Source organism: Neorhizobium sp. DAR64860/K0K1, from assembly GCF_050500205.1.
GTDB classification, from domain to species: domain Bacteria; phylum Pseudomonadota; class Alphaproteobacteria; order Rhizobiales; family Rhizobiaceae; genus Neorhizobium; species Neorhizobium soli.
The window spans coordinates 1236340-1249779 of record NZ_CP191459.1 but is presented as its reverse complement, the minus strand read 5'-3'; the positions used below and the strand labels follow the sequence as shown (position 1 = coordinate 1249779).

Annotated in this window: 11 protein-coding genes; 7 read left to right on the top strand and 4 right to left on the bottom strand. The window is 60.7% G+C overall.

The window, feature by feature from the left end:
* Positions 1 to 32: 32 nt before the first annotated feature.
* The 5 genes from ACQY1J_RS10710 to ACQY1J_RS10690 all read left to right on the top strand — a co-directional run bounded on the left by ACQY1J_RS10710 (position 33) and on the right by ACQY1J_RS10690 (position 5267).
* On the top strand, positions 33 to 1292 hold the full coding sequence (locus tag ACQY1J_RS10710) for a DUF3419 family protein (RefSeq protein ID WP_430251416.1): 1260 nt from the start codon (positions 33 to 35) through the stop codon (positions 1290 to 1292).
* Positions 1292 to 1975 (top strand): class I SAM-dependent methyltransferase, encoded by a 684-nt coding sequence (locus ACQY1J_RS10705; protein ID WP_430251415.1) that lies wholly within the window; start codon positions 1292 to 1294, stop codon positions 1973 to 1975. Before ACQY1J_RS10710 ends, ACQY1J_RS10705 begins: the two co-directional genes overlap by 1 nt.
* 133 nt (positions 1976 to 2108) lie before the next feature.
* A complete protein-coding gene (locus ACQY1J_RS10700) occupies positions 2109 to 2903 on the top strand; it encodes a glycoside hydrolase family 25 protein (RefSeq protein ID WP_113167058.1) in 795 nt (264 codons plus the stop codon).
* A 130-nt stretch (positions 2904 to 3033) separates the two neighbouring features.
* A complete protein-coding gene (locus ACQY1J_RS10695; RefSeq protein WP_192086331.1) occupies positions 3034 to 4263 on the top strand; it encodes a lytic murein transglycosylase in 1230 nt (409 codons plus the stop codon).
* Positions 4264 to 4352: 89 nt separating this feature from the next.
* Positions 4353 to 5267 (top strand): DMT family transporter, encoded by a 915-nt coding sequence (locus ACQY1J_RS10690; protein WP_430251414.1) that lies wholly within the window; start codon positions 4353 to 4355, stop codon positions 5265 to 5267.
* A gap of 411 nt (positions 5268 to 5678) precedes the next feature.
* Here the strand turns inward: ACQY1J_RS10690 and metF are convergent, their stop codons facing one another.
* The 4 genes from metF to ACQY1J_RS10670 all read right to left on the bottom strand — a co-directional run bounded on the left by metF (position 5679) and on the right by ACQY1J_RS10670 (position 11306).
* Positions 5679 to 6575, bottom strand: a complete 897-nt coding sequence (metF, locus tag ACQY1J_RS10685; RefSeq protein ID WP_062456114.1) for a methylenetetrahydrofolate reductase [NAD(P)H] — start codon at positions 6573 to 6575, stop codon at positions 5679 to 5681.
* A gap of 10 nt (positions 6576 to 6585) precedes the next feature.
* Positions 6586 to 7584 (bottom strand): ArsR/SmtB family transcription factor, encoded by a 999-nt coding sequence (locus ACQY1J_RS10680; protein ID WP_062581130.1) that lies wholly within the window; start codon positions 7582 to 7584, stop codon positions 6586 to 6588.
* Between the two features lie 149 nt (positions 7585 to 7733).
* Positions 7734 to 9383, bottom strand: coding sequence for an energy-dependent translational throttle protein EttA (gene ettA / locus ACQY1J_RS10675; protein WP_062456108.1), 1650 nt, complete (start codon positions 9381 to 9383; stop codon positions 7734 to 7736).
* Between the two features lie 120 nt (positions 9384 to 9503).
* On the bottom strand, positions 9504 to 11306 hold the full coding sequence (locus tag ACQY1J_RS10670; protein ID WP_430251413.1) for a hypothetical protein: 1803 nt from the start codon (positions 11304 to 11306) through the stop codon (positions 9504 to 9506).
* Between the two features lie 149 nt (positions 11307 to 11455).
* Between ACQY1J_RS10670 and ACQY1J_RS10665 the strand changes: the two genes are divergently transcribed.
* Complete coding sequence (locus ACQY1J_RS10665; RefSeq protein WP_430251412.1) at positions 11456 to 12418, top strand: alpha/beta fold hydrolase; 963 nt, start codon at positions 11456 to 11458, stop codon at positions 12416 to 12418.
* Positions 12419 to 12472: 54 nt separating this feature from the next.
* The gene (locus ACQY1J_RS10660; RefSeq protein WP_430251411.1) at positions 12473 to 13438 is read left to right on the top strand and encodes a DMT family transporter; all 966 of its coding nucleotides are present in this window, start codon (positions 12473 to 12475) and stop codon (positions 13436 to 13438) included.
* Positions 13439 to 13440 lie beyond the last annotated feature (2 nt).

The window sequence follows — 13440 nt, the reverse complement described above, 5'->3', positions numbered from 1 at the left end:
ATCGCGAAATAATTCACGCAGCGAGAGACGCAATGGCCGACGTCGTCAGGGAAACCGGTTTCACCAGCAATCAGAAGCTCAAGGATGCGCTGCTCCAGCACAAACTATTTTCGCGCGAAGGGCTGTCGGAACGGCTGTTCGGGCTCCTGTTTTCCGGTCTCGTCTATCCGCAGATCTGGGAAGATCCAGACGTCGACATGGAAGCAATGAAGCTCTCATCGGAGCATGCGATCGTCACCATCGGCTCCGGTGGCTGCAACATGCTGGCCTACCTCTCCCGCAATCCGCGCAGCATCGATGTCGTGGATCTTAACCCCCACCATGTCGCGCTGAATCGGCTGAAGCTCGCGGCATTCCGTCATCTGCCGAGCCATATGGATGTCGTCAGGTTTCTCTCGGCGCAGGGTACACGATCGAACAGCGTCACCTTCGACAGACTGATCGCGTCGCATCTGGATCGCGCAACCCGCAGTTACTGGCAGAAGCGGTCTATCACCGGCCGTCGCCGCGTCTCCGTGTTCGACCGCAACATCTACCGCACCGGGCTTCTCGGCCGGTTCATCGGCGCGGGACACCTTCTGGCGCGCCTGCATGGCGTCGATCTGACGAAGATGGCGCAGACCAAATCGGTCCGAGATCAGCGCCGCTTCTTCGACGAAGAGATCGCGCCCCTGTTCGACAGAAAACTGGTCCGCTGGATTACCTCGAACAAGAGCTCGCTGTTCGGACTTGGCATTCCGCCGCAGCAATATGACGAGCTGGCCGGCATGGCGACCGGCGGCAGCGATAACGGCTCAATCGCGACCGTGCTGCGGGAGCGTCTCGAAAAGCTCGCCTGTCATTTTCCTCTGAAGGACAATTATTTCGCCTGGCAGGCGTTTGTCCGCCGCTATCCCGCCGCCCACGAAGGCACGCTGCCCACCTATCTCAAGGCAGGCAACTACAAGGCGATCCGGGCCGCCACAGACCGGGTCGCGGTTCACCACGAGAGTTTCACCGCTCTCCTCAAGCGCAAGACGGCGGGCTCCGTCGATCGCTACGTCTTGCTGGACGCGCAGGACTGGATGAACGACCAGCAGATCAACGACCTCTGGTCGGAGATCGACCGGACGGCCGCTGTCGGCGCAAGGGTGATCTTCCGGACGGCCGCCGAGCGCAGTGTCATCGAAGGGCGCCTCTCGCCCTCGCTTGCCGCGCGCTGGACCTATCTCGACGAGCGCTCGCAGGCCCTCAACCTGCAGGACCGCTCCGCCATCTACGGCGGCTTCCATGTCTACGCGAAGGCCGACTGATGGCAGAGACCGACGCAGGCAACCTCGGACCGGCCAATCGTGAAGAGATCGGCCATGCCGGCAGGATGGACCGGATGTACCGCTACCAGCGGCATATCTACGACCTCACCCGCAAATACTATCTCCTGGGACGCGATGGCACGATCGCAGGCCTTGCCCCGCCAGTCGGAGGAAGCGTGCTGGAAGTCGGCTGCGGAACCGGCCGCAACCTTCTCCTCGCCCACGAGCTTTTCCCGAACGCGAAACTTTACGGCCTCGATATCTCCGCGCAGATGCTCCAGACGGCAGACGCGAATTTCCGCGGCACGGAAATAAAGCTTATTCTGAAGGTCGCAGATGCCACGACATTCACGGCGGAGGAGTTCGGCGTCAACGGTTTCGACCGGATCCTCATTTCCTATGCCCTGTCGATGATCCCAGACTGGGAGAAGGCGATCGACGCCGCCCTTGCGGCGCTTTCGCCTCAAGGGTCGCTGCATATCGTCGACTTCGGACAGCAGGAAAACCTGCCGAACATCATGGGGTCTGCGCTCAAGTCCTGGCTCGCCCGCTTTCATGTGACCCCGCGCGCCACCCTCGAACAGGCGCTGGAAAAGCGTCTCGCACCGGCAAAGGCCGACATGATGTTCGAGGTGATCGGTAGCGGCTATGCCTGGCGGGCGATCCTTCGCCGCCGGGGATAATCACTAAGCGTATTCCAGATCTTGCTTTCTAACTGAATTTTTACGAGCTTATGGTAAACGGGACGCTACGCCTCCCTTTTGCCCACTCGATCGCGGACAAGGCTCTTTGTCTCTGCCCTAACACGGAACCTTCATGCCCCGGCTTCCAACCGTTCTTTCTGCTGCCGTCCTGTCTGCCGCGCTTCTGATGTCCGGTTGTACGTCCACGAGCTACGATCTGGTCGATACTGGCTCTGTCCGGCAGATGAAGTTCAAGGACACGGATCCGCAGGATTTCGGCGCGAACCATCCGGGCCGCCACGAGGTTCACGGCATCGACCTGTCGAAATGGAACGGCACCGACATCGACTGGCAGACGGTGAAGAAATCCGGCGTCGCCTTCGTCTTCATCAAGGGCACCGAGGGCAAGGACCGCATCGATTCCGCCTTCACCACCCATTGGCGCAACGCCGCCAATGCAGGCATTCCGCACGCGGCCTATCATTTCTACTATTTCTGCTCGACACCGGAAGATCAGGCAGACTGGTTCATCGCCAATGTTCCCAAGGAAGCAAACATGCTGCCGCCGGTGCTGGACATGGAATGGAACCACGCCTCGCCCACCTGCAAGCTGAAGCCAGATCCGGTGACTGTACGCGCCAGCATGAAACGCTTCATGGACAGGATCGAGGCCCACTACGGGAAGCGCCCGATCATCTACACGTCGGTCGATTTCCACCGCGACAACCTCGTCGGCGCCTTCCCCAACTACCATTTCTGGGTTCGCTCGGTCGCCGCCCATCCGACCAAGATCTATACGGACCGCAAGTGGGCGTTCTGGCAATACACGGCAACCGGCGTTGTCCCGGGCGTCAAGGGCGCAACCGATATCAATGTCTTTGCCGGAAACAGCAAAGCGTGGAAGACGTTTATTGCGTCGGCCGACTGATGTGCTAACCCGCACAAGCTCTCTGGCAATGTATCTGACGTTACGCTAAAACCGGCGCGACCTGAGGGTCTGCGCCCATGTCCACCAGTGACCATGTCGCGCGGAAGAAATCGATTTTAGGAAACCGCTGATGTCTTCGACACTTGTCCGCCGCGCAGCTTTGGCTTGTGCTCTCGCCGCCTGCCTCTCTTCCACCGCCCTTGCCCAGACAGCCACTCAGCCGACCGCTCCGCCAATTCCGGCAGCACCTTGCGGCGGCGATCTTGCGACCTTCCTCGACGGCGTCAAGGCTGACGCGATCAAAGCCGGCGCTACCGCTGCCGCCGCGGATCAGGCATTTGCAGGCGCCGAGATCGACCAGAAGGTTCTGTCACGCGACCGCGCGCAGGGCGTCTTCCGCCAGACCTTCCTCGAATTCTCGCAGCGCACCGTCAGCCAGGGCCGCCTCGATATCGGTCGTCAGAAGATGAAGCAGCTTTCGGACGTGTTCGGCCGTGCCCAGAGCGAATTCGGTGTTGCGCCGGGAGTCATCACCGCATTCTGGGCGATGGAAACCGATTTCGGTGCCGTTCAGGGCGATTTCAACACCCGCAACGCGCTTGTCACGCTGTCGCATGATTGCCGCCGTCCGGGCCTGTTCCGGCCGCAGCTGATCGCGCTGATCGAAATGGTCCAGCACGGCGATCTCGACCCGGCCACCAACACCGGCGCCTGGGCCGGCGAAATCGGCCAGGTGCAGATGCTGCCGGAAGACATCATCGCCCACGGCGTCGATGGCGACAACAGCGGCCACATCAACGTCAAGACGAGCGGTCCCGACGCCATCCTGACGGCGGCCAAATTCATTCAGAGCATGGGCTTCACGCCCGGCCAGCCCTGGATCCAGGAAGTGACGTTGCCGGAAAGCCTGCCCTTCGAAAAGAGCGGCCTCGGCAACGAGATCCCGGCCAGCGAATGGTTTTCTTATGGCGTCACGCCGCGCGATGGTGTCACGTCCTTTGGCAACCTGCCGGCAGCACTCGTTCTGCCGCAGGGCCGCAAGGGACCCGCGTTCCTGACCTATCCGAACTTCGGTATCTACCTGCAGTGGAACCAGTCGTTCATCTACACGACGTCTGCCGCCTATTTCGCCACCCGCCTCTCCGGCGCCCCGCCTTACCTGAAGGGCAACCCGGAACCGGGTCTCGACGATACGGGCATGAAGGCACTGCAGACCAAGCTTCAGGCGCATGGCTATGACGTCGGCAAGATCGATGGCATTCTGGGCTCCGGCACGCGCGTTGCCGTCCAGAAGGAACAGGCACGCCTCGGCATGCCGGCCGACGGCTGGCCGACCCAGGCGCTCCTGTCTGCTCTCTAAGCAGCAGACCTTGCATCACATGACATAAAACGGGTGGCGGGATAACCGCCGCCCGTTTTACCTTCGAGCAGCATCAACAAAGGCATTCCATGTCATCCGCCGCAGCCAGACTGACCCCCGTCGCCTGGGCATTGCTGTTCGTGCTCGGCCTTCTGTGGGGCGGCTCGTTCTTCTTCGCCCGCATCGCCGTCCAGGAAATACCGCCGTTCACGCTGGTCTTCCTGCGCCTCGGCCTTGCAGCTCTCGCTCTCCACATCTACCTGCACGGCCGCAACGGAACCTACGCCATTCTGGCCACCCACTGGCGCGCCTTTCTCGTCATGGGCTTCCTCAACAACGCTCTGCCGCACACGCTGATCTTCTTCGGCCAGACGGAGATCGGCGCAGGCCTTGCCTCGATCCTCAACGCGACGACGCCGATCTGGACCGTCATCATCGCCAACCAGTGGACGTCGGACGAAAAGCTGACCGGGGCAAAGCTCGCAGGATGCGCTGCAGGCCTTGTCGGCACCTGCATCCTGATCGGCCCGAGCACGATTACAGATACGGCAGCACCGCTCTGGGCGCTGCTCCTGCCGATCGGCGCCGCGATCTCCTATGGTATCGCCGGCACCTACGGAAAACGCTTCCGCGGCATTCCGGCCCCGGTGACAGCCACGGGACAGCTCACGGCGTCGAGCCTGATGATACTGCCGGTCTCGCTGGTCGCGGACCAACCCTGGACGCTTGCTGCACCGTCTCCTCACGTCGTCATGGCTATCGTGGCGTTGGCGTTACTCTCGACCGCGCTCGCCTACCTGATCTTCTTCAGGGTCCTGGCACTTGCCGGCGCAACCAACGCTTCCCTCGTCACGCTGCTCATCCCTCCGAGCGCCATTCTTCTGGGAGTATTCTTCCTCGGCGAACGACTGGAATGGACTGATATTGCCGGCATGGCGGTCATCTGTGCAGGGCTCCTTCTGCTGGATGGGCGAATCCTTCGCACCCGCACAACGGCAACGTAGTCCTCGCTGGAAACGGTACTGTTAACCGTCTGATCGCGATATTTAACACTTTGAAAACTTCCGTTAACGGGACTTTCCGTTGTCAAATCAATGAGATGGCAAATCATCGGTCGGTTTCGGCCGCGTCTTGATGCGCTGCAGCACGGTTTCCCTCTTCCCATTTGCCATGAAACAGACATAAACTCTGTCAGTCAACGCAAGGAGGCAGACATGGGAAGAACCTACCCTCTCAATGTCCTGGTGGTTGGTATTGCGTTTGTGTTCGTCGCTTCGATGTTGTTCATCTAGACGCATTCCAAAACAACGCATGGAACCGGTGACCGGTGATACCTCGGACTGACCGTTTGATAATCGGCAGCATTACAAAAGCGCATGTTCCCGCATGGAACATGCGCTTTTTCATTGTCGGAGCTACGCAGCGTTACCGACGTTTGCATCCTTGTCAGGGTGCCGGCCAAGCCGTTCCAGCACACCTGAGACCAGCGGGACGCGGTTCATCGTGTAGAGATGGAAGTGATCGTGACCGCGGCGCATCAGGTCTGCGATCTGCTCGGCTGCAACATCGGCCGCAACCTTGGCACGATCATCAGGCTTGTCGTCCAACCCTTCGAAACGGGCATCGAGAAACGCCGGAACGGTGGCGCCGCAGCGGCCCGCAAAACGCTTCAACTGCGTCAAGTTCTGGATCGGCATGATACCCGGCACGATCGGGATGGTGATGCCCGCCGCATGAACGGCCTCGAGATAGCGCTCGAACACTTCGTTGTCGAAGAAGAACTGCGTCAGCGCGCGGTTGGCACCTGCATCTGCCTTGCGCTTCAGCGTATCGATATCGGCGGCCATGCTCGGGCTTTCCGGATGCATTTCCGGATAGGCGGAGACGGAAATATCCATGTCGCCATACTCGACCAGCATGCGCACCAGATCGGCCGTGTCCGAGAAACCGTCGGGATGCGGCGTATAGGCCGCGCCGACGCCTGCGCTCGAATCCCCACGCAGCGCAACGATGCGACGAACGCCCGCTGCCCGGTACTCCTCGACAACAGACTTGACCTCCTCGCGCGCGGCATCGACGCAGGTCAGATGCGCAGCGGTCTGGAGTTTGGCATCGTTGATCATACGCTGAACCGCTGCGAGCGTCGGCTCGCGCGTGGAGCCTCCGGCGCCATAGGTCATCGTGACGAATTCCGGCTTGAAGGCTGCAAGCGCATCGACCGTTTCCCAGAGCTGCGTCTGCATCTCATCGGACTTCGGCGGAAAGAACTCGTAGGAGAGCTTGAACGGGGCCTTGGCTGCGGGTGTATCCATGATCAGGCTCCTAGATAACGGTTTCGGCGAGAGCGGGTGTGTCGGCTTTCGCCATCAGCAGGCGACGGTCGCCGGCAAGCCACACTGTCACTGTGAGGGCGCCTTCGCGGCCCGGGCTGAGGTCGATCACCTTCTGGACGTCCAGGCCCACTCTGTTCAGCCACTCGTTCATCGCCTGATGGGAGAAACCGAGGCGCAGATGCGCGTGCTCGTCACGCAGATGCTCCAGCGCATGCGGCGCAAAATCGACGATCAGCAATCGCCCGCCGGGCCGCAGCATGCGGGCGGCTTCGGCGATCGCAAGATCCGGCCGGTCGAGGAAATGCAGCACCTGGTGAATGGTGATGAGATCGAAATCCTGGCCTTCGACAGGCGGATTGAGAATGTCGCCGTGCCGGACCGATGCCTTGACGATGCCTGCATCGTCGAGATTGGACCGGGCGACAGACAGCATGTCGCGGCTGGCATCGACACCGATCGCGCGGCGATAGCGGCTTGCCAGCAACTGCAGGATCCAGCCCGTTCCCGTGCCGAGATCGAGCAGCGAATCAACTGGCGATGGGCCGATCAGCCGCAGCAGCGCCTCTTCGACCGTCTCGTCGCTCGCATGCAGGCGACGAAGCTCGTCCCACTGCGAAGCGTTGCGGCTGAAATATTCCTGCGCCTTCGCCGAGCGCTGGTTTTTCACAGTTGTCAGACGCTCGCGGTCGCGCACAAGCACCGGATCATCCTGCGAAGCGGAGGCGAGCAAGGTCTGGACCAGTGCAGCGCCGTTCCCTTCCTGGCGCAGCCGAAAGTAAGCCCAGGCGCCTTCCTGGTATCGCTCGATCAGCGCTTCTTCGGTCAACAGCTTGAGATGACGCGAGATCCGAGGCTGGGACTGACCTAGAATTTCGGTCAGATCCGTGACGGTCAAATCGCCCGCGGCCAGTAGCACAAGCAGGCGAAACCGTGTGGGCTCCCCTGCCGTCTTCAACACATCTACCAGTTCATCGAGGACCAACCCCATACAACACGCCTTCACAATCAACATATAAAGATATGTTTATGTGATTTCAAATTGTCATGCAAGACGCAACGGGATTTCAGCCTGCATTCCTACAAAAAACCCGGGGACGACCCCGGGTTTTGTAAGCTTCAAAACTGCGTCGGTCGCAGTTAGCGCGTCAGGCGCTTGTGGGCCTGGCTGCCGGGATTGAGAGCATCAGGGCCGAGACGACGGATCTTGTCCTCTTCGTAATCCTCGAAGTTGCCTTCGAACCATTCCACATGGCCATCGCCTTCGAACGCGAGGATATGCGTCGCCAACCGGTCGAGGAACATGCGATCATGGCTGATGATGATCGCGCAGCCCGCAAACGCTTCGAGCGCGCTTTCGAGAGCGCCCAGCGTTTCCGTATCAAGGTCGTTGGTCGGTTCGTCGAGCAGCAGAACGTTGCCGCCAGCCTTCAGCATCTTGGCAAGGTGAACGCGGTTACGCTGACCACCCGACAGGTTGCCGACCTTTTGCTGCTGATCGCCGCCCTTGAAGTTGAAGGCGCCGCAATAGGCGCGGGAGTTCATGTCGAACTTGCCGAGCTTGATGACTTCGGCACCGCCCGAGATTTCTTCCCACACCGTCTTGTTGCCGTCGAGAGCATCGCGGCTCTGGTCAACATAGCCGAGATGCACGGTTTCACCGATGCGGACAGAACCGGCATCCGGCTTTTCCTGTCCGGTGATCATCTTGAACAGGGTCGTCTTGCCGGCGCCGTTCGGGCCGATAATGCCGACGATGCCGCCTGGCGGGAGCTTGATCGACAGGTCGTTGATCAGCGTGCGGCCTTCAAAGCCCTTGTTGATGCCTTCCATCTCGATCACCACCTGGCCGAGACGTTCGGACACAGGGATAATGATCTGCGCATCGCCGGGACGGATGCCGTCAGCGGCATCGACCAGCTGTTCGTAGGCCTTGATACGAGCCTTCGACTTGGCCTGACGGGCCTTCGGGCTGGAGGCGATCCATTCCTGTTCGCGGCTGATCGCCTTCTGGCGACCGGCATCTTCGCGGGATTCCTGCTGCATGCGCTTGGCCTTCGCCAGCAGGTAAGCCGAGTAGTTGCCTTCATACGGAATGCCGCGGCCACGGTCGAGCTCGAGGATCCAGCCGGTGACGTTGTCGAGGAAGTAGCGATCGTGGGTGATCATCATCACGGCGCCGGGATAATCGCGCAGGTGCTTTTCGAGCCAGGCGATGGTCTCGGCGTCAAGGTGGTTGGTCGGTTCGTCGAGCAGCAGCAGGTCCGGCTGCGACAGAAGCAGGCGGCAGAGCGCGATACGGCGACGCTCACCACCCGAAAGCAGCGTGACGTCCGAATCCTTCGGCGGGCAGCGCAGGGCTTCCATCGCCATTTCGACCTGCTTGTCGAGATCCCAGAGGTTCTGTGCGTCGATGACGTCCTGGAGCTTGGCGCCTTCGTCGGCGGTCTCGTCGGAATAGTTCATCATCAGTTCGTTGTAGCGCTCGAGCACCGCGGTCTTGGCAGCGACGCCGACCATGACGTTCTCGAAAGCAGTCTTCGTTGGGTCGAGATGCGGTTCCTGCTCGAGATAGCCGACGGTCGCACCTTCAGCGAGCCAGGCCTCACCGGTGAATTCCTTGTCCTGTCCGGCGATGATGCGCAGAACCGTCGACTTACCCGCACCGTTCGGACCGAGGATACCGATCTTGGCATCCGGATAGAAGGACAGGTTGACGTTCTCGAGGATCTTCTTGGCGCCGTAGGACTTGTTCAGCCCCGACATGTGATAGATGAACTGACGTGCCATGGATAAATGTGCTCCGGGGAATTTGTTTGCCCGCTATGTAGGCGAAGACGGGCCTGGGAGCAACGCATACGAGGCGCAAACCATGCGCTTTCCGAACGGAATCGTGGGATCGGAGGCTTTCTAGCGCAGGTTTGCGTGGTCGATCCGGAAAAGCTGAAACGGATTTGCGCGACCGGTCTCGAGCCGTGCGAGACCGGGCCAGTCCTTGCTCGCGGACAATGCATCGTAAAGCGGCGCCGATCCAGGCTCAGCCTGCGCAGGGAAACGGCAGACCGCCACATAATCGAACGGTGCAAGCGCTTCGCGACGCGTCTCTGGGTCGGTTGTGATGAAGGCTGTATAGGCGTTCGCCATCCCGCGTGAGGCCCGGTGAAACGGGATCGGCCCGACCGTCAGCCCTGATGGCATCGGGTTCCTCAGCACCGACATTGCAAGGGCCGGCGGCGCTAGAATGTGTCCCCCTCCGACCTTTGAGATCGCCGACAGGTCACTGGTCTTGCAGTCGCCAACGGTCATCGCCTGGACGGCATCGCCGTGTATCGCTTGTGGCCGCGAGAGCATCCACAGACCGAGAATCAGCATGACGACGCCGCCCCCGACGCCCAACACGGTCCTTGCTGCCCGGCCGGGTTGCCTGGATTCCTCGTCGATATGGCGGAGCGCCAGCGGCACGAAAAGTGCAGCAAAGACGAATGGAAAACGGATGTAGCGAAGCAGGCAGATCGCCAGCACCACACTGACGATCGCGGTGACGAACACAATCGCGACGCCCGGGTTACCGGCGCGAACCTCGTTCAAAACCCGTGGCGCCGCGAGCACCAATATGGTGACGAAAATGCCGATCAACATGATGCCCGGCAACGGCGAGCCGCCTGCATAATGGAGCAGTCCCTGCTCCTGCGGCACCCGGTCGAACCATAGCTGCTTGGCGAGCGGATCCATCCCGACATAGGGGCCCGCAAGGCATTCAGGAAAAGAGATTCCGGTTGCAACGATGACGCCGATCGAGGCAGCGGCAAGAACGGCGAGTTTTACCCAGCCGGATGCATCCGCGAAACATCTGCAGGCAATCCAGGATGTGCCGGACAGACCGACAAGAAGACCGATATAGGGCGCAGAAAACGCATCGCACTGCGTCGACATCGTACCTGAGGCGCCAAGCAGTACCAAAGCTGTTGGAACAGTGGCGATACATATTGTGGCCGACGCCGCCGAGAGCGTTTCGGCCGCCCTGGTCGCCCCTGAGACGAATGCCACAACAAGTCCGCCCAACATGATGACCAGGAACGGCAGACCTTCGAGTGCGATGGCGACCGACATGACGGTGCCTACCCCGACAACGATACCGCCGATACGATCGAAGCGGACAAGACCGTAAGCGACAGCCATCAGTGCAACGATCTGAAAATTGTGATGATCGATCCGACCGGGTGAAAATTCGAAGACCGCATACAGCATCGCGAACGTCCCAGCCGCCAGCCGGAGATGGTGAATCCCCTCAGTGATCGGAGCAATGCGTTTCCAGATCATGGCAACAAACAGCCCATAGACCGAAAGCAGCATCGGAGGCCAGATCAACAGGGACGCGGAGATGGCTTCGTCGCGGCCAAGCAACGGCGTCAGCAGAAGCGAAAGGCCGGCATAGGGAAGATCGACGAGACGAGACCAGGGCGAGACGTAGATCCCTGGGCTGTCGATCATCGGCAATGTCAGGTCCCAGAAGGACCCGGATGCGGATAACAGATGGCGAATCTGAACGCCCCGGAGAACATCATCCACATCCGCGAAGAACAGCCGTCCATCGGAAAGGTCGAGTAGCAGCAAAAGGATTGCCGTCAGGTAGACAACGAAAAAGATCCGCAGAAGCGATCTTTCCTGCCGCGTCGATGACGCGCCTGCCTCGCCTCTCCTCGCGCCAGCCATCCTCGAAGCCACCTGCGTTTTGCCCTTCAGCACCGGCTTACCTAGCTTGAATTAACATTGCGCTACCGGATTGCCTCTGCGAAAGATCGAACGGGAGAAGCGGCCGGGCAGGACAAGCGACTGACAGCGTCGGTGCCGCAGGAATAGCGATGTTTGACACAACCAACTGGCTCGATAGTTCGACGGGCGCGCGCATAGCATTTCATCATCAACCCGCGACATCGGACGGCCGTGGCGTCATCCTCGTCTTGCACGGTCTCGCCGACCATTCCCGCCGTTACCGGCGGTTTGCCGAAGCGATGGCGACGCACGGTTTTCATGTCTATGCGCCCGACCACCGCGGCCATGGCGAGACCACGGCACCCGGCATACCGCTCGGCCGCTTTGCTTTGCGCAACGGTGCAAGGCATGTAACTGCGGATGTGAAAGCGGTTCGCGATCTCGCGGCTGATGCCCATCCGGACCTGCCGATCATTCTCGTCGGGCATTCGATGGGCGGCCTCATCGCCCTCAATGCCGCGATCGATTATCCGCAGGCCTTCGACGGGATTGCCGTCTGGAACTCCAACTTCGATCCAGGCCTTGCCGGGCGCGGTGCCCAGGCAATTCTGCTTGTCGAGCGCGCGCTGAAAGGGTCTGATGTTCCAAGCACGCATCTGCCGAAACTCACTTTCGGGGCATGGGGAAAATCGATCCCCGGCCATCGCACGGATTTCGACTGGCTGAGCCACGACCAAACCGAAGTCGATGCCTATGTTGCCGACCCGCTCTGCGGTTTCGATGCCAGCGTCTCGCTCTGGCTCGACATCTTCGAGATGTCCTACCGGGGACCCGCGCTTCTGGACCGCCTGCCCGCCGACTTGCCGGTCAATCTGGTCGGTGGCACGGACGATCCGGCGACGGATGGAGGGCGCGCCATCCGCTGGCTCGCGGACAGGTTCCAGAAACGCGGCATGCACAATGTCGAGACGATCATCTACCCGCAAACCCGCCACGAGACCCTGAACGATCGCGTCCGGGACCGCGCGACCAACGCCTTCGCCGCATGGGCGGGAACGCTCACCTCGCGTCGCTCAGATCCGTCGCGCGATACCCGCACGCAAACGGAATGAGTTCATGATATTTCCTCAAGTGCGCTCGGAGAATGCCGAAGGTATAGCTTTGACATGACGTCACCGCATGCGCACACGAGACCTGCCTTGCAAGCATCCGGCATTTCCGCCGGCATGGGCCTGATGCTGCTTGCCATGCTGATCACGCCGCTGATCGACGTGTTTTCGAAGCTCGCGACCGACGGTGCCTCCCCGACCCTCATCACGATGGTGCGCTTCATCGTACAGGGCCTCTGCATGCTGCCGATCGTGCTGTGGACCGGGTCGTGGCGCAATTTCTCCTGGGAACTCAGTTTCTATCACGCCATCCGCGCGGCGGTGATCACGCTGTCGATGATCTGCTTCGTCGCAACGCTTGCCGTGATGGAAGTCGCCGATGCCGTCGCCATCTTCTTCGTCGAGCCGATCATCCTCACCGTCATGTCGTCGATCTTCCTCAAGGAAGTCATCGGCTGGCGGCGCTACACGGCCTGCGGCGTCGGCTTCCTGGGCGCGATGATCGTCATCCGCCCGAGCTTCCAGGAAATTGGCTATATCGCGGTATTGCCCGTGGTCACAGCTTTCGGCGTCGCCGTCTTCGCCCTGATGACGCGGGCGCTCGCCCATCGCGAAAACCCATGGTCGATGCAGTTTCAGATGTCGCTCTGGGGCATTCCGATATCAGGTGCCCTCCTCCTGATCGGTCATGTCAGCGGCATCGAATTTATGGCCCCCTCGGTCCCCGATTTGACGACGACCACATGGATGGTCGGCGTCGGCACCGTCGCTGCCCTCTCCGGCCTGCTTGCCGTCTATGCCTATCGCGCCGCGCCCGCCTCGGTCATTGCGCCGCTTCAGTATTTCGAGATCGTCTCGGTCACTTTGCTGGGCTGGCTGGTGTTCGGCGACTTCCCGGATCCGGTCAAATGGCTCGGAATCTCCATCATCATCGGGTCAGGCCTCTACATCATCTGGCGCGAACGCCGCGCCGCCTCGCTCAAGCCCGTCACCAACAGCGAAAACACAGTGGTAAGCCCCTGATC